The organism is Streptomyces sp. NPDC029216 (assembly GCF_040648015.1).
Taxonomy (GTDB): domain Bacteria; phylum Actinomycetota; class Actinomycetes; order Streptomycetales; family Streptomycetaceae; genus Streptomyces.
Genome location: NZ_JBEZWL010000032.1, coordinates 18,625 through 36,544, shown reverse-complemented (window position 1 = coordinate 36,544; position 17,920 = coordinate 18,625). Strand labels below are relative to the sequence as shown.

The window sequence follows — 17,920 nt, the reverse complement described above, 5'->3', positions numbered from 1 at the left end:
GATGACGAACGACAACAGCGCCGATGTGCTCGACTACCTCAGGCGGACGTCGATCGAGCTGATCGAGACCCGCAAGCGGCTGCAGGAGCTGACGGACGCCGCCGCCGAGCCCATCGCGGTCGTGGGCGTCGCCTGCCGCTTCCCGGGAGGCGTCAGCTCCCCGGAGGCGCTGTGGGAGCTGGTACGGGCGGGCGCGGACGTCGTGTCGGACTTCCCGCAGGACCGTCACTGGGACCTGGAGGGCCTGTACCACCCGGACCCGGACCACCCGGGCACCTCCTACACGCGCTCGGGCGGGTTCCTGGAGGACGCGGGTGACTTCGACGCCGAGTTCTTCGAGATCAACCCGCGCGAGGCGCTGGCCGCCGACCCGCAGCAAAGGCTGCTCCTGGAGACCTCGTGGGAGTCCCTGGAACGGGCCGGCATCGACCCGCACACCCTGCGCGGCAGCGACACCGGCGTCTTCGCCGGCATCGCGTACTTCGGCTACGGCAACCACCACTTCACCCCCGAGGTCATCTCGGGCTACGCCCAGACCGGCTCCCTGCTGAGCGTGGCCTCCGGCCGGGTGGCGTACACGCTGGGCCTGGAGGGTCCGGCCGTGTCCACCGACACCGCCTGCTCCTCCTCGCTGGTGACGGTGCACCAGGCCGTCCAGTCGCTGCGCCGGGGCGAGTGCGGCCTCGCCCTGGCCGGCGGGGTCACCGTCATGGCGACGCCCCAGGTGTTCCGGGAGTTCGCCCGGCAGCGCGGCCTGTCGGCGGACGGCCGGTGCAAGGCCTTCGCCGACGCGGCGGACGGCACCGGCTTCGCCGAGGGCGTCGGCGTGCTCGTCCTCGAACGGCTCTCCGACGCCCGGCGCAACGGACGCCGCATCTGGGCGGTCGTCCGCGGCTCCGCCGTCAACCAGGACGGGGCCTCCAACGGCCTGACCGCCCCGAGCGGGCCCGCGCAGCAGCGGGTGATCCGCGCCGCGCTGGCGGACGCCCGCGTGCGGGCCGACGAGGTCGACGTTGTGGAGGCGCACGGAACCGGCACCACCCTCGGCGACCCCATCGAGGCCCAGGCACTGCTCGCCACCTACGGCCAGGAGCGCGACGCGGGCAGCCCCCTGTGGCTGGGCTCCCTGAAGTCGAACATCGGCCACACCCAGGCCGCCGCCGGCGTCGGCGGCATCATCAAGATGATCATGGCGATGCGGCACGGGGTCATGCCCCGGACCCTGCACGTCGACCGCCCGTCGACGCACGTGGACTGGTCGGCCGGCGCGGTCGAGCTGCTCACCGAGGCCCGGGAATGGCCCGCCGCCCCCGGACGGCCCCGCCGGGCCGGCGTCTCCAGCTTCGGCGCCAGCGGCACCAACGCCCACCTGATCCTCGAACAGGCACCCGAGGAGGAGCCCGCACCCGGGGAGGACACGGCCCCCGAGGCCTCCGGGCAGGTGCCGGCCGGCGCCGTCGGCCTGGTGCCGTGGGTGCTGTCGGCCCGCTCGGAGCAGGCGCTGCGGGCCCAGGCCGGACGGCTGCGCGAGTCCGTCGCCGCCGACCCGGACGCCGGCCCCGCCGCCGTCGGCTCCTCCCTGGTGTCGGCCCGGGCACGGTTCGAGCACCGCGCGGTCGTGCTGGGCCGCGACCGCGACGGTCTGCTGAGCGCCCTCGCCGCGCTGGCCGGGGGCGAGGAGAGCCCCGCGGTGGTGCGCGGCACGGCCGCCGAGACCGGCGGCCACGTCTTCATGTTCCCCGGCCAGGGGGCGACGTGGGCCGGCATGGCCCGCGAGCCGTACGAGACCTTCCCCGTCTTCGCGCAGACCCTCGACGAGGTCTGCGCCCGCTTCGACGCGCACCTCCCGTACGCCCTCAAGCCCCTGCTCCTCGCCGACGAGCCCGAGGGCGCCGACCGCACGGACGTCATGCAGCCCGCCCTGTTCGCCCTGCAGGTCGCCCTCTACCGGACCCTGACCCGCTACGGCCCCCGGCCGGACCGCCTGATCGGCCACTCCGTCGGCGAGATCGCCGCCGCCCACGTCTCCGGCGTCCTCGACCTGGACACCGCGACCCGGATCGTCGCCGCCCGCGGCCGGGCCATGCAGGCCGTCACCGAACCCGGCGCCATGCTGGCCGTCCGCGCCACGCAGACCGAGGTGGAGGAACTGCTCGGCCGGTACGCCCGGGTCGGGATCGCCGCCGTCAACGGCCCCGGATCGGTGGTGGTCTCGGGCCTGCGCGAGGAGGTCCACGACCTCCGCGACCGGCTCCTCGCCGACGGCCGCTCGGCGAAGCTCCTCCCGGTCGACCACGCCTTCCACTCCCCGCTCATGGACCCCGTCCTGGACGCGTTCGCGGCGGCCCTCCCCGCGTTCCCCGCCGGCGGAGAGGCGACGGTCCCGGTGGTCTCCACGCTCCTGGGCCGCGAGGCCACCCTCCAGGAGCTGACCTCCGCCGCGCACTGGGTGGACCACGTCCGCGCACCCGTGCGCTTCCACGACGCCGTCGAGCACGCCCGCGCGGCCGGCGCGGACGTCTTCGTCGAGGTCGGCCCGGGCTCCACCCTCGCGGGCCTCACCAAGGACGCCTTCGCGGCCGAGGGCGTGGACGCGCTCGTCGTGGCCGCCTCGCGGCGGGGCCGCGGGGCGGCGGAAGGCCTCGCCGGCGCGCTGGCCGAACTGCACGTCCGGGGCGCGACGGTGGACTGGGACGCCCTGCTCGGCACGCACCGGCCGGTGGACCTCCCCACGTACGCGTTCCAGCGGCAGCGCTACTGGCTGGACTTCCTGGCGGGAGCGGCCCCGGCCGACGTGGCCTCCGCCGGGCTGTCGGCCCCCGAGCACCCGCTGCTCGGCGCCGCGGTGGACCACCCCGGCACCGGCGAGACGGTCTTCACCGGCCTGTGGTCCCTGCGGACCCACGGCTGGCTCGCCGACCACGCCGTGTTCGGCGCGGCCGTCGTCCCGGCGACGGCGTACCTGGACCTGGCGTTGTCGGTCGGCGACCACCTCGGCTGCCCGGCGGTCGAGGAACTCTCCCTGGAGATCCCCCTGGTCCTCCCCGACGAGGGCGGGGTACAGGTACGGGTCGTCGCCGGCCCGGCCGACGGGAGCGGACGCCGCTCCCTGGACGTGTACGCGCGGCCCGCCGAGGACGCCGCGGCCGGCGGGGGCTGGACCCGGCACGCCATGGGCGGCCTGGCACCCGCCGCCCCCGGGCCGGCCGCAGGGGCCGACGCCGCGCGGGCACTCGCCGCCTGGCCCCCGGCCGGCGCCGAACGGATCCCCTTCGACGGCCTCTACGACACCCTCGCGGACCGCGGCTTCGACTACGGTCCGGCCTTCCGCGGGCTGCGCGAGGTCTGGCGGCGGGGCGAGGACCTCTACGCCCTCGCCACCCTCCCCGAGGACGCCGCGGGAGCCACGGGCTTCGCCCTGCACCCCGCGCTCACCGACACCGTGCTGCACGCGGTGGTCGCCGGCGGGGTCATCACCGTCACCGACGAGCAGGGCTGGATGCCGTTCGCGTGGTCCGGCGTCACCCTCGCCGGGGAATGCGGCCCGACCGTACGGGTCCGGCTCACCCCCTCCGGCGAAGGCGTCGTGTCCCTGACGGTCGCCGACGAGCAGGGCCGCGGGAGCGCCCACGTCGACGCGCTGACGTTCCGCCCGGCCGTCGCCGAGCAGGTGCGCTCCGCGCGCGGCGGCCGGGAACACCCCCTGTACGCACTGGAATGGCGCCCGGTCCCACGGGACGCGCAGGAGGCCGCCCCCGCCCCGTGGGCCGTGCTCGGCACCGGGGACGGCCGCGGCGCCCGCCTGGCCGCGGACGGCGGGGCAGCCCTCCACCCGTCCCTCGGCGAGGTCCTCGCCGCGGACGAGCCCCCCCGCCACCTCGTGCTCTGCCTGGACGACCTCGTCACCGCCGGGGCCGACGTCCTCACCGCCGTCGGCGACGCCGGCCGGCGCGTGCTGGAACTGGTCCAGCGCTTCCTCGCGGAGGAAGCGCTCGCCGGATCCACGCTGACGGTGCTCACCCGCCTGGCCCAGGCCGCCGGCCCGGGGGAGGGCGTAGAAAGCCTCCCCGGCGCCTCCGTGTGGGGCCTGATCCGGTCCGCCCAGACCGAGCACCCCGGCAGGTTCCGGCTCATCGACCTCGACGACGAGGACAGCTCCTGGGCGCAGGTCCCCGGCGCGCTCCGGATCGCCGAGGACCAGCTGGCCCTGCGCGGCGGCGCCCCCCTCGTCCCCCGCATGGCGCCGGCCGCCCCCGCGGAGCAGCGGCTCGAAGCGCCCTCGGACGGCGCCCACCGGCTGGGCATCCCGCGGAAGGGCACGCTGGAGAACCTCACCTGGATCCCCTGCCCCGAGGTGGAGGCGCCCCTGGAGAGCGGGCAGGTCCGCATCGCCGTCCAGGCCGCGGGGCTCAACTTCCGCGACGTCACGATCGCCCTCGGGCTCATCGACCGGACGGCCTTCGACGCCGGGCTCGGCAGCGAGGGCGCCGGCATCGTCCTGGAAGCGGCGGACGACGTGACCGCCTTCCGGCCGGGCGACCGGGTGACCGGTATCTTCCCCGGCGCCTTCGGCCGCGTCGCCGTCGCGGACCACCGCCTGCTGACGCCCGTCCCCGACGGGTGGAGCCACGCCGAGGCGGCGTCCGTGCCGAGCACCTTCCTCACCGCCTACTACGCCCTCTTCCACGTGATGCGGCTGAAGAAGGGCCAGCGCATCCTCATCCACGCCGCGGCGGGCGGCGTCGGCACGGCCGCCGTGCAGCTGGCCCGGCACCTCGGCGCCGAGGTCTACGCGACCGCGAGCCCGGCCAAGTGGCCCGCCCTGCACCGCCTGGGACTGGACGACGCGCACCTGGCCTCCTCGCGCGACCTGGCGTTCGTGGAGAAGTTCCTCGGCTCCACGGACGGCCGCGGCATGGACGTGGTCCTGAACTCCCTCGCGCACACCTTCGTCGACGCCTCGCTGCAACTGCTGCCCCGCGGCGGGAACTTCATCGAGATGGGCAAGACGGACATCCGCGAGCCCCAGCAGGTGGCGGCCGCCCACCCGGGGGTCGACTACCGGGCCTTCGACCTCTACGGCTCGGCCGGTCCCGACGCGCTCCAGGCCATGTTCCGCGAGGTCATGGAGCTGTTCGCCGACGGCCGGCTGCGGCTGGGCCCGGTCTCGGTCCGTGACATCCGCGACGCGCGCACGACGTTCCGCGAGATGAGCCAGGGCCGCCACGTCGGCAAGCTCGTCTTCGACCTGGGCGACGGCTTCGGCGGCGGCACCGTACTGGTCACCGGCGGGACCGGGGGCGTGGGCTCGCTGATCGCCCGGCACCTGGTCTCCGCACGCGGCGTACGGAGCCTGGTGCTCGCCGGCCGCCGGGGCGCGGCCGCCGACGGGGTACCCGAGCTGGTCGCGGAGCTGGAGGCGGCGGGCGCCGCCGTCCGGGTCGCGGCCTGCGACGTCGCGGACCGGGACGCCGTGGCGGACCTGCTGGCGGACATGCCCGGCCCGTACCCGCTGACCGCGGTCGTCCACGCGGCGGGCGTACTGGCGGACGGCACCGTCGAGTCGCTGACCGCGGAGAGCCTCCACCGGGTGCTGCGCGCCAAGGCCGGCGGTGCGGTCAACCTGCACGAGCTGACCCGCGGGCACACCCTGTCGGCGTTCATCCAGTTCTCCGCCCTCGCCGGCACCATCGGCACCGCGGGACAGGCCAACTACGCCGCGGCGAACGGCTTCCTGGACGGCCTGGCGGCGCAGCGCAGGGCCTCGGGCCTGGTCGGCACCTCGCTGTGCTGGGGCTGGTGGGAACAGAGCAGCGGCATGACCGGGGACCTCGACCGGGCCGACCTCTCCCGGCTCCGGCGGATGGGCATCGCCCCCATGCCCACCCCCGAGGCCCTGGCCCTGTTCGACGCGGCCTGCGCGAGCGGCGAGCCGGTCCTCATCCCGGCCCGGGTGGACCTCGACGGGCTGCGCGGCCGGTCCGGCGACGAACTGCCGCCGCTCCTGCGCGGCCTCGCCGACGCCGGCCGGCCGCGCCGCTCCCGGGCGGCCACGGCCCGGCACGGCGGCCCGGCGGACCTGTCCGCCCGGCTGCTCACCCTGCCGGCGGACCAGGCGGCGGCCGCCGCCGTGGAGTGGGTCGGCGACCAGGCCGCCGTCGTGCTCGGACACCCGGCCGGCACGGTCGTCGACGCCGACCAGGCCTTCACCCAGCTCGGCTTCGACTCGCTGACCGCCGTCGAACTCTGCAACCGGCTGGCCGCGGCGACCGGACTGCGCCTGCCGTCCACCCTCGTCTTCAACTACCCGACACCGCGCGAGCTGGCCCTGCACCTCCTCGGCCTGCTGCGCCCCGGACCGGACGCGGACCCGGCGCGGGACGCGCAGGACGCGCAGGACGAGGAGATCCGGGAAGCGCTGCGGACCGTCCCGATCGAGGCCCTGCGCCGGGCGGGAGTCCTGGAGGCGCTCCTCGCGTGCGCCCGGGCAGCCCGGCCGGACGGCGAACCGGAGGCGGCCGGGGCCACCGGCGCGGACGAACTCGCCGGCATGGACCTGGACGCGCTGCTCGACCTGGCCCTCGATGAGAAGAGGTAGTGACATGACCAACTCCGCGGACCGGACGGCGGAGGGCGCGGACCGGGTCCAGCGAGCGCTCCGCACGCTGATCGAGGAACGCGACCGCCTCCGGCAGGAGAACGACGCCCTGAAGGCCGCACGCGGCGAGCCGATCGCCGTGGTGGCCATGGCGTGCCGCTACCCGGGAGGCGTGTCCTCGCCCGAGGAGCTGTGGGAGGTGGTCCGCGAAGGCCGGGACGTCGTGGGCGGGTTCCCGGCGGACCGCGGCTGGCGGGACGTGTACGACCCGGACCCGGACACCCCCGGCAGCGCCTACGTACGCCACGGCGGGTTCCTGACGGACGCGGCCGGCTTCGACGCCGAGTTCTTCGGCATCAGCCCGCGCGAGGCGCTCGCCACCGACCCCCAGCAGCGCCTGCTGCTGGAGACCTCCTGGGAGGCCTTCGAACGGGCCGGCATCGTCCCCGCCGACGTGCGCGGGACCGAGGTCGGCGTCTTCTCCGGAGTGAGCTCCACCGAGTACGGGTGGCGCTTCCTGGAGGCGGGCCAGAGCGAGCTGGAGGGCTACCTGCTGTACGGCAGCTCGCTGAGCGTGGCCTCCGGCCGGGTGGCGTACGAGCTGGGGCTGACCGGGCCGGCGGTGTCCCTGGACACGGCCTGCTCCTCCTCACTGGTGGCCCTGCACCTGGCGGTGCAGTCGCTGCGCGCGGGGGAGTGCTCCCTCGCGCTGGCGGGCGGGGCGCTGGTGATGTCCTCGCCCGCCGCCTTCGTGGAGTTCGCCCGGCAGGGCGCGCTCTCGCCCGACGGCCGCTGCAAGGCCTTCGCGGACGGAGCGGACGGGACCGGCTGGGCCGAGGGCGTGGGCGTCCTGCTGCTGGAGCGGCTGTCCGACGCCCGCCGCCACGGCCACCCGGTGCTCGCCGTCGTCCGCGGCTCCGCGGTGAACCAGGACGGCGCCAGCAACGGCCTGACCGCGCCCAACGGCCGCGCCCAGGAGAAGGTCATCCGGCGGGCGCTGGCGAACGCGGGCGTCGAGCCCTCCGAGGTGGACCTCGTCGAGGCCCACGGCACCGGAACCGTACTGGGCGACCCCATCGAGGCGGACGCCCTGCTGGCGACGTACGGCAGGGACCGGCCCGAGGGCCGGCCGCTCTGGCTGGGCTCCCTGAAGTCGAATATGGGGCACGCCCAGGCCGCCGCCGGGGTCGCCGGGGTCATCAAGGCCGTCATGGCCATGCGCCACGGGTACCTCCCCAAGACCCTGCACGTGGACGCCCCCTCCCGGCACGTCGACTGGGCCTCCGGCGGGGTCGAACTGCTGGCGGAGGGACGCGAGTGGACCCGGGCGGACGGTCCGCGGCGGGCCGGGGTGTCCTCGTTCGGGGTCAGCGGCACCAACGCCCACGTGATCCTGGAGGAGGCCCCGCCACAGGAGCCGGCGGACGGGCCCGCCCCCGGCCCGGGCGTCGCCGGCGGGCTGCTGCCGTGGGTGCTGTCGGGCAAGAGCGCCGCCGCCCTCCAGGGGCAGGCGGCCAGGCTGCGCGAGTTCCTCGCCGCGGCCCCGCACGCCGACCTCGCCGGCATCGGCGGCTCCCTGGTGTCGGACCGGTCGCGGTTCGACCACCGCGCGGTGGTGCTGGGGCGCGGCCGCGACGAGCTGCTGGAGGCCCTGGCCGCGCTGGGCGGGGGCGCGGAGTCCCCCGCGGTGGTGCGCGGCACGGCCGGCAAGCCCGGCGGGGTCGTGTTCACGTTCCCCGGGCAGGGGTCGCAGTGGGCCGGCATGGGCCGGCGGCTGTACGACACCTTCCCGGTCTTCGCCCGGCAGCTCGACGCCTGCGCGGACGCGCTCTCCGAGTGGGTGGACTGGTCGCTGCTCGACGTGATCCAGGGGGTGGAGGGGGCGCCGTCGCTGGACCGGGTGGACGTGGTCCAGCCGGCGCTGTTCGCGGTGATGGTCTCCATGGCCGGCCTGTGGCGTTCGTGGGGTGTGGAACCGGCCGCGGTGGTGGGGCACAGCCAGGGCGAGATCGCCGCCGCCCACGTGTGCGGTGCGCTCTCCCTGCGGGACGCCGCCAGGATCGTGGCGCTGCGCAGCAAGGCCCTGGTGGAGCTGATCGGGTACGGCGGGATGGCCTCGGTCGCGGAGTCCGCCGACCTCGTGGCGGAGCGCCTCGCTCCGTGGGAGGGCCGTCTCGGCGTCGCCGTGGTCAACGGACCCCGCTCGGTGGTGGTGTCCGGGGAACCGGACGCACTGGACGAGTTCGTGGAGAAGATGAAGGCCGACGGGGCCCAGGCCCGCCGGATACCCGTCGACTACGCGTCCCACTCCCACCAGGTGGCCCGCGTCCGTGACCGGGTCACCGGCCTGCTGGCCGGGGTGAACCCCGCGACCTCGGCCCTCCCCTTCTACTCGACCCTGTACGGCGAGGCCATCGACACCGCTCGGCTGGACGCCGACTACTGGTACAACAACCTGCGCGAAAAGGTCCTTTTCGAATCCTCCGTCCGGCGGCTGGCCGACGACGGCTTCCGGGTGTTCATCGAGATGAGCCCGCACCCCGTGCTGACCGTCCCGGTACAGGAGATCGTCGAGGACGTGGACGACGCGGTGGTCCTGTCCTCCTCCCGGCGGGACCGCGACGAGGTGGAGGCCCTGCTCGGCTCCCTGGCCGGGCTCCACGTCCGGGGCGGATCCGTGGACTGGAACGCGCTGTTCGGGGAGGGCCGCCGGGCCGGCCTGCCGACGTACGCGTTCCAGCGGCAGCGCTACTGGCTGGCCCCCTCGCACACGGCGGTGGCGGCCGAGGTGCCCGCGGCGGACCGGCCCGCGGGCGAGGACCACCTCGTCCCCCTGCCGGAGCGGATCGCCGCCCTCTCCGAGGAGGACGCGCGGGCGCTCGTGCTCGACCACGTCCTGGAGAAGGTCGCCGTCGTGCTCGGACACGCCTCCAGCGGGTCCGTCGACCCCGACCAGCAGTTCAAGGAGATCGGATTCGACTCGCTGCTCTCGGCCGAGCTGAGCAAGCGCCTGACCGCGTCGACCGGACTCAGGCTGCGGGCGAACCTGGTGCTGAAGCAGCCGTCACCGAGACTGATCGCCGGACACCTCACCACCCTGATGACCCGGAAGTGACCCCGCGGGCGTGTCCCGCCGGCGGGACACGCCAGGTCCGCGGGCCGCTCCTGCCGTCCGGCACCGACTTGTCTTGAACGGCCGATCCGCTTCCCCGAAGGTGGGGGTGATCTGCGAGTTCCTCCGATTCCCGGGCCTGTCTGCTGAGGGGTTGATCTGTGTGCCTTCGTTCGGTGTGTCGTCCGCGCATGAAGGGATGTGGCGGGCGCAGGAGATGGCGCCCGACACGCCCAACCACGCCCTGACCATGTGGGACGTGGACGGCGAGCTGGACGAGGCGGCCGTCGGATCCGCGTTCCTGCGGGTGATGGACGAGGCGGAGGTGCTGCGCGTCAACTTCGTCGACGACGGCGACGGCCTGCGGATGGTCCCCCGGGAGCTGGGGGACTGGAAGCCGTTCTTCCTGGACCTCAGCGCCGAGGCCGACCCCGAGCGGGCCGCCCGCGAAGCCCTGGCCGACCTGGTGAAGCAGCCGTTCGACCTGGAGCGGGACCTGCTGTTCCGACTGGGCGTGGTCCGGCTCGCGCCGGCCCGCTCCCTCTTGGTGATCGCCTACCACCACCTCATATCGGACGGGTTCGGCGCGGGCGGCCTGCTGTCGCGGCGCCTCGCCGAGGTGTACACGGCGTTGGTGCGCGACGAGCCGGTACCGGAGCTCGCGCACCCCTGGGACACCGGGTCGTTCGCGGCCGAGGCGGTGGAGTACCTCGCCTCCCCGGAGTTCACCGAGGACAAGGAGTTCTGGCGCGACTACCTGAAGGACGCCCCCGCGCCCGCGCAGGTCCCGCGCGTCGCCCTCTCCGACGCGCAGCGCGCGGCCCTCTCCGAACCGCTCGGCAGCGCCGACCTCTGGTCGGAGGTGGCCGAGACCATCGGCATGGTCAGCCGGACCCTGACCGTCCCGCGCGCCGAGGCGCAGGCGTGGACCGAGGCCGCCGAGGCCATGGGCGTGTGGAAGTCGCAGCTGCTGACCGCGGCCGCGGCGGTCTTCCTGCGGCACCGCTGCGACCGTCCGGAGTTCCTCCTCTCGCTGGCCGTGAGCAACCGCGTCGGGGTGGCCAGCCGTACCCCCGGCCTGGCGGTGAACGTGGTGCCGGTACGGGCGAAGGTCCCGCTCGGCGCGACCTTCGCCGAGGTCGCCGACGCGCTCGTGGACGAGACGTACGAGATCTTCGGACACACCGCCTGCCACTACTCCGACATCCAGCGCGCGAGCGGAACCGTCCTGAGCGGCCGCGGCAGCTTCGGCGCCGTCGTGAACGTCGTCGAGTTCGCGGAGCAGCTCCACTTCGGCGACAGCCCGGCGCGCTACTCCGGCGCGACGACGGGGACCTTCGAGGAACTGTCCATCGGCGTCTACACCGACGGCGGCGCCGACAGCGACCTGTACATCCGGCTCGACGCCCCCGCCGGCCTCTACCACCGCGCGGAACTGCGCTTCATCGGCGAGGAGCTGATCGCGTACGTCCGTGCCGCGGTGGCCGACGCCGAGCGGCCGGTCGGCGCCTTCGACGTGCTGGACGGCGACGGGCGCGAGCGCGTGCTGCGCGCGCCGGACGAAACGGACGCGGCAGATTCGGAAGGGACCGTTCCGGAGCTGTTCGCCCGTCAGGTGGAACGGGACCCCGACGCCGTCGCGCTGCTCTCCGGCGACCTGGCCGTCTCCTACCGGGAACTGGACGCACGGGCGGACCGCCTGGCCGAGGCACTGCGGCGGCGGGACGTCGGACCCGAGACCGTCGTGGCGGTGGCCCTGCCCCGCTCGGTGGACCTGGCCGTCGCCCTGCTCGGCGTGGCGAAGGCCGGCGGGGCCTTCCTGCCGCTCGACCCGCGGTCCCCGGCGGAGCGCATCACCGCGCAGGCCGCCGGAGTCTCCGCGCGCCTGCTCCTCACCGGCGCGGCGACGGCCGCGGCCCTCCCGGCCGGCCCGGACACCGCGGTGCTCGTGTTCGAGGACCTCGTGTCGGAGACCGTCGACGCAGCGCCGCAGCCCGCGCGCCCGCCGCACCGGGACGGCCTGCTGTCCCTCACGTACGCCACCGGACCGGCCGGCGAGGCCACCGCGGTCGCCGTGACGCACCGGAACACGGCGCGGTTCGCCCTGGACTCCCGCTGGCGGCGGGCCGGCCGCAGCACCGTCCTGTGGCACGGACCGCTCACCTCCGACGCGCTCGCCCTGGAAGTGTGGGCCCCCCTGCTGGGCGGCGGCCGGGTGGTCGTCGCCGCCCCGGGCGAGCTCGACGTCGACACGCTCGCCGAGGTGCGGGCGGCGGCCGGGATCACCACGCTGTGGCTGCCCGCGGGCCTGTTCTCGGCGGTCGCCGCCGACCGCCCCGAGCGCCTCGCCGGGCTGCGCGAGGTGTGGACCGGCGGCGAGCGCGTGCCCGCGGCCGCGCTGCGCCGGGTCCGCGAGGCCTGCCCCGACCTGACGATCCTCCACGGCCACGGCCCGGCGGAGACCACCGTGTTCGCCGCCTGCCACCTGCTGGCCGCCGACGAACCGGTGCGCCACGCGGGCGCGGTCGGCCGTCCCCTGGACGGCGCCGCCCTCTACGTGCTGGGGCCGGGACTGGCGCCCGTCCCCGTCGGCGTGGCCGGCGAGCTGTACGTGGCCGGACCCGGCGTGACGCGCGGGTACCCCGGCCGGCCCGGGCTGACCGCGGAGCGTTTCGTGCCCTGCCCGTTCGGCCCGCCCGGCGGGCTCATGTACCGCACCGGGGACCGGGTGCGGTGGGGCAGCGACGGCCTGCTCGCCTACGTGGGCCGGGCCGGCACCCGGGCCGAGGTGCGGGGCGTCCGCGTCGAACTGGCCGAGATCGAGGAGGTGCTCTCCGAGCACACCGGGCTGGCCCAGTGCGCGGTGGCCGTCCGGGAGGACGGGGCCGGCCAGCAGAAGCTGGTGGCCTACGTGGTCCCGGTGGCCGGCCGGACCCTGTCGGGCGAGGAGCTGCGCCGGTTCGCGGCGGGGTGGCTGCCGGAGTCCATGGTGCCCTCGGTGTTCACCGTGCTGGACCGCCTGCCGGTGACGGCGGAGGGGAGGCTGGACCGGGCCTCGCTGCCGGAGCCCGAGACCGACGGCGGGACGTACCGGGCACCGCGCAACGACACCGAGCGGATCCTGGCCGCGGCGTTCGCCGAGGTGCTGGAGCTGGACCGGGTGGGCATCGACGAGGACTTCTTCGACCTCGGCGGCAACTCCCTGCGGGCGATCAGGCTGGTGGGCCTGATCCGGGCGGAGCTCAACCAGGAGGTGTCCATCCGCAGGCTGTTCGCGGCGCGTACCGTCACCGGTCTGTCCGACATGTGGAAGGACCTCGCCCGCTCCAGCCGGCCGAGCCTGCGCAGGAGGACGAAGGACGGCGCGGTCCTCTGACCCCACGGTCCGGACCCCCACGGTCCGGATCCGCACGGTCCGGACGCGAACGGGCCGGGCCGTGGGTCCTCGCGGATCCCACGGCCCGGCCCGTTCGCCCGTTCGCCCGTACGGTCAGGAGGCGGCGGCCCGGGCGAGCAGCCCCTCGGTGACGGCCGAGGCCACCTGTTCCACCTGGTCGTTGAGGTAGAAGTGGCCGCCGGGGAAGACCTTCAGGGCGAAGCCGCCCCGGGTGTGCTCCCGCCAGCCGCGGGCCTCCCCGACCGTCACCACCGGGTCCCGGTCCCCGATCAGGGCCGTCACCGGCACCGGGACCGGCTCTCCGCCGTCCCAGGTGTACGTGGCGACGGCCCGGTAGTCCGCCCGCAGCGCCGGCAGCACCATCTCCAGTACCTCGGGGTTGTCGAGCAGGGCCTGATCGGTGCCGCTCAGCCTCCGTACCTCGGCCAGCACCGCGGCGTCGTCGTAGTTCCGGTACCGCTCCCCGGACGGGGAGTCCGGCGCGCCCCGTCCGGAGAGGAACAGCCGCTGCGGGGCGGGAAGTCCGGCCCGTTCGAGCCGGCGGGCCGTCTCGAACGCCACGAGCGCGCCCATGCTGTGCCCGAACAGGGCGTACGGCCGCCCGGGGTCGCGCGCCAGTGAGCGGGCCAGTTCCCCGGCCACCGCCTCGACGAGGGGGCCCACGGCCGTGAACGGCGCCTCGTCGTACCGGTCCTGACGCCCCGGGTACTGGACTGCCACCACGTCGAGGTCCGCGGGCAGGGCGTGGGCCAGGGGCTTGTACGCCGTCGCGGAACCCCCCGCGTGCGGGAAGCACACGAGCCGCGGCCCGTTCCCCACGGCCGGGGTGTAACGCCGGAACCAGGTGCTGTTCACTCGGTGTGTCCCTTCGTCTCGGGTGCGGCGCGCGGTCACGCGCCGGCGAAGGCGTGCGCGAGCTCGGACTCCATCACCGCGCCCAGCCGGCGCACGCCCTCGCAGATCCGCTCCGGTGTGGGGTAGCAGTAGGACAGCCGCATCCGGCGGCTGCCGGCCCCGTCGGTGTAGAACCCGGTGCCCGAGGCGTACGCCACCCGCGCGGCCACCGCGCGCGGCAGCATCGCCTTCGTGTCCACGCCCTCCGGCACCGTCACCCACACGTAGAACCCGCCCTCCGGCTCGGTCCACGTGCATCCCGGCGGCAGGTACGCCTCCAGCGCGCCGAGCATCGCGTCGCGGCGCTCCCGGTACTCCTCCCGGAACGTCTTGATCTGGCCCTGCCAGTCGTGCGTGGCCAGGTAGCGCGACACGATCATCTGGTTCAGCGTGGGCGGGCACAGCGTCGCCGACTCCGTGGCCAGCACCAGCTTGTCCCGCACCGCGTGCGGCGCCAGCACCCAGCCGACCCGCAGTCCGGAGGCGAACGTCTTCGAGAACGAGCCCAGGTACACCACGTTCTCCGGGTCCAGGGAACGCAGCGCCGGGTACGTCTGCCCGTCGAAGCCGAGCAGGCCGTACGGGTTGTCCTCGACCACCAGCACGTCGAAGGCGCGGCAGATCTCCAGGATCTCCGCCCGCCGCTCGACCGCCAGCGTCACGCCGGCCGGGTTGTGGAAGTTCGGGATCGTGTACAGCAGTTTGACCCGCTGCCCGGCGGCGCGGGCCTGCAACAGCGCCGCCCGCAGCGCCTCCGGTACCAGTCCGTGTCCGTCCATCGGCACGTGCACGACCTGCGCCTGGTACGAGGCGAACGAGCCCAGGGCGCCGACGTACGACGGTCCCTCGGCCACCACCACGTCCCCCGGGTCGCAGAACAGCCGGGCCACCAGGTCGAGGCCCATCTGCGAGCCGACCGTCACGACGACGTCGTCCGGGCGGGCGGTGATGCCCTCCAGCGCCATCACCTCGCAGATCTGCTCCCGCAGCACCGGCAGGCCGTGCGCCGACGCGTACTGCAGCGCCGTCAGCCCTTCCCCGGCGATGAGCTGCGCGGCCTGCCCGGCGAGGGTTTCCAGCGGCAGCGCGGCCAGGTTCGGCATCCCGCCGGCCAGCGAGACCACCTCGGGCCGACTGGCGACCGCGAACAGCGCCCGGATCTCCGAGGCCGTCATCCCCGCGGTGCGCGCGGCGTACCGGCCGAGATGCGGGTCGGGGACGGTGTGGCCGTTCCGCGGACAGTGACCCATTCCGTCTCCCCACCTCGTTCGGCCTTGCCGGCCAGCATTGGCGCCCGCGCTCGGGATCCCCTCAAGTGCGGCTCGGGAGCGGGCCGCGGCGGCGTGGCGGCCGCCTGGGGTCCCGGTCGAACCGGCCGCCCCTCGCAGCGGGCGGTGACCGACGGATCTATACAACCGTCTTGAACAACCGTCATAGACATGCGTATAGTCAATCTCGGCAAGCCCGCCACCGGACCGAAGGAGTGCCGACATGGCCACCACCGCCACCGCCCAGCCCACCCGCGCCACCCTGACCGTCGACGGCCGCGCCCTGTCCTACCTGGACTTCGGCGGCACGGGCCGCCCGCTCGTCGCCCTGCACGGCCACCTCTCCGAAGGCGCCTCCTTCACCGCCCTGGCCGCCGCCCTCGGCCCCGAATGGCGGGTGATCGCCCCCGACCAGCGCGGCCACGGCGACTCCGACCGCGCCCCCGACTACACCCGCGCCGGCTACCTCTCCGACCTCGTCGCCCTCCTCGACCACCTCGGCATCGACCGCGCGGTCTTCCTCGGCCACTCCCTCGGCGCGATCAACGCCTACCACCTGGCCGCCGAACGGCCGGAGCTGGTCGAGGCGCTGATCGACGTCGACACCGCCGCCGACCTCCCCGACCGCGGCGTCAGCCCCCTCGCCTTCGTGCTGGACTTCCCCTACACCGCCGCCACCCGCGAGGAACTCGCCGCCGCCTGCGGCCCCCTCGCCGCCGCCCTCGGCCCCGTGCTGCGCCCGCTGCCCGACGGCGCCGGCTGGCGCCTGCCCTTCCACCCGCAGGACACCGTCGACTCCGAGACGCTCGTCCACGGCGACCACTGGAAGCAGTGGCTCGCCACCGACTGCCCCGCCCTGCTGATCCACGGCCTGCGCAGCCAGGTCCTGTCGGCCGAGCAGGCCGAGGCCATGACCACCCGCCGCCCCCGTACGGCCTACCACCCCCTGGACACCGACCACTTCGTCCAGCAGGCCGACCCCGAGGGCTTCGCCATCGCGGTCCGCGCCTTCCTCGCGACCGTCTGAGGGCGGTCTGCGTACGGCGACACCTCTTGCGTACATCGTTCCATCATGCGTACGGTGTGCGCATCGAGCAACGCCGTACGCACCACCGAGCGCCGGCACCGCCCACGAAGCCGAAAGGGAACCACCCATGGAAACCCGCAACCCACGCCGCTGGTGGATCCTGATCGTGCTGTGCCTCAGCTCGCTGGTCCTCGTCGTCGACTCCATGGCCCTGACCGTCGCGGTCCCGTCCATGACCGCCGACCTCGGCGCGAGCACCCAGGACACCCAGTGGATCCTCGACTCCTACATCCTGGTGTTCGCCGGGCTCCTGCTCACCTCCGGCAGCCTCGGCGACCGGTTCGGCCGCCGGCGGATCATGCTGATCGGCCTGCTGCTCTTCGGAGCCGCCTCGCTCGCCGCGACCTTCGCCGCCGACCCCGCCGAAGTGATCGCCGTACGCGTCGCGATGGGCGTCGGCGGCGCGCTGATCATGCCCTCCACCCTCTCCATCCTCATCACCGTCTTCGACGAGGAGGAACGGCCCAAGGCCATGGGCGCCTGGGGCTCGGTCTCGATGCTCGGCCTGGTCGGCAGCCCCGTCCTCGGCGGCGTCCTGATCGACCACTTCTCCTGGCACTCGATCTTCCTGATCAACGTCCCGGTCGTCGCCCTCGCCGTCGTCGCCGCCCTCACCCTCATGCCGGAGTCCAAGGGCCCCTGGCAGAAGCCCGATCCGCTGGGCGCCGTCCTCTCCGTCACCGGAATGACCGCCCTCGTCTGGTGGATCATCGAGATCCCGCAGCGGGGCGCCTTCGGCGGCCGTTCCGCCCTCACCCTGGCCGTCGCCGTGGTCGCCCTCGTCGGCTTCGTGGTCTGGGAGAACGTCACCGACTCCCCGATGGTCCCGCTGGTCCTCTTCAAGAACCGCAACTTCAGCGGCGGCTCGCTCTCCCTGACCCTGGTCCAGATCGGCAACGGCGGCCTGCTCCTGGTCCTCACCCAGTACCTGCAGTTCGTCCTCGGCTACTCGCCCCTCAAGGCCGGCCTCGCCTTCGTGCCGCTGGCCGTCGCCGCCCTCATCGGCAACGGCGCCGGCGCCGGCCTGGCCGCCCGGATCGGCAACCGCCCCCTGATCCTGGCCGGGATGCTCGTGATGGCCTCCTCCTTCGCCCTCCTGACCACCGTCACCGCCGGCACCGGCTTCACCGTCCCGGCGGTCGCCCTCGGCCTGCTCGGCCTCGGCGCGGGCCTGGCCATGCCCGCCGCGGTGGGCGCCCTGATGGGCACCATCCCCGAGGAGAAGGCGGGCGTCGGCTCGGCCCTCAACGACACCATCCAGCAGGCCGGCACCGCCCTCGGCATCGCGATCCTCGGCTCCCTGCTCAGCAGCGGCTACGCGCAGAAGATGCCGGCCGACGCCCCCGCCCAGGCCCGGCAGTCCCTCGCCGGCGCCCTGGCCACCGCCCACGGCGAGCCCGGCCTGGTGCACGCCGCCCGCGAGGCCTTCACCTCCTCGATGGCGACCACCTTCACCCTCAGCGCCGCCGGCCTGCTGGCCGCCGCCCTGCTGGCCACCGTGGTCATGCGCGACAAGAAGCCCGCCGCCCCGGCCGCCACCCCGGAACCCGAACTCGCCGCCTGA

Annotated in this window: 7 protein-coding genes; 5 read left to right on the top strand and 2 right to left on the bottom strand. The window is 74.9% G+C overall.

Going from position 1 to position 17,920, the window contains the following annotated elements; all coding sequences use genetic code 11:
- The first annotated feature begins 1 nt into the window (after position 1).
- From AB0F18_RS14880 to AB0F18_RS14870, 3 genes are read left to right on the top strand one after another with little or no spacing between them, the layout of a single operon-like run.
- Positions 2-6,598 carry a type I polyketide synthase gene (locus tag AB0F18_RS14880; RefSeq protein ID WP_362059625.1) on the top strand — a complete coding sequence of 2,199 codons (6,597 nt, stop codon included), beginning with the start codon at positions 2-4 and terminating at the stop codon, positions 6,596-6,598.
- 4 nt (positions 6,599-6,602) lie between these two features.
- Positions 6,603-9,713, top strand: coding sequence for a type I polyketide synthase (locus AB0F18_RS14875; protein ID WP_362059622.1), 3,111 nt, complete (start codon positions 6,603-6,605; stop codon positions 9,711-9,713).
- Positions 9,714-9,723: 10 nt separating this feature from the next.
- Positions 9,724-13,086 carry an amino acid adenylation domain-containing protein gene (locus AB0F18_RS14870; RefSeq protein WP_362059619.1) on the top strand — a complete coding sequence of 1,121 codons (3,363 nt, stop codon included), beginning with the start codon at positions 9,724-9,726 and terminating at the stop codon, positions 13,084-13,086.
- Between the two features lie 114 nt (positions 13,087-13,200).
- Here the strand turns inward: AB0F18_RS14870 and AB0F18_RS14865 are convergent, their stop codons facing one another.
- Entirely contained in the window at positions 13,201-13,962 is a 762-nt protein-coding gene (locus AB0F18_RS14865; protein WP_362059616.1) for an alpha/beta fold hydrolase, read from the bottom strand.
- Between the two features lie 35 nt (positions 13,963-13,997).
- Positions 13,998-15,251, bottom strand: a complete 1,254-nt coding sequence (locus tag AB0F18_RS14860; RefSeq protein WP_362059613.1) for a PLP-dependent aminotransferase family protein — start codon at positions 15,249-15,251, stop codon at positions 13,998-14,000.
- Between the two features lie 241 nt (positions 15,252-15,492).
- Between AB0F18_RS14860 and AB0F18_RS14855 the strand changes: the two genes are divergently transcribed.
- Together AB0F18_RS14855 and AB0F18_RS14850 are read left to right on the top strand one after the other, a co-directional pair.
- A complete protein-coding gene (locus tag AB0F18_RS14855; protein WP_362059610.1) occupies positions 15,493-16,296 on the top strand; it encodes an alpha/beta hydrolase in 804 nt (267 codons plus the stop codon).
- Between the two features lie 127 nt (positions 16,297-16,423).
- Positions 16,424-17,920 (top strand): MFS transporter, encoded by a 1,497-nt coding sequence (locus AB0F18_RS14850; RefSeq protein ID WP_362059607.1) that lies wholly within the window; start codon positions 16,424-16,426, stop codon positions 17,918-17,920.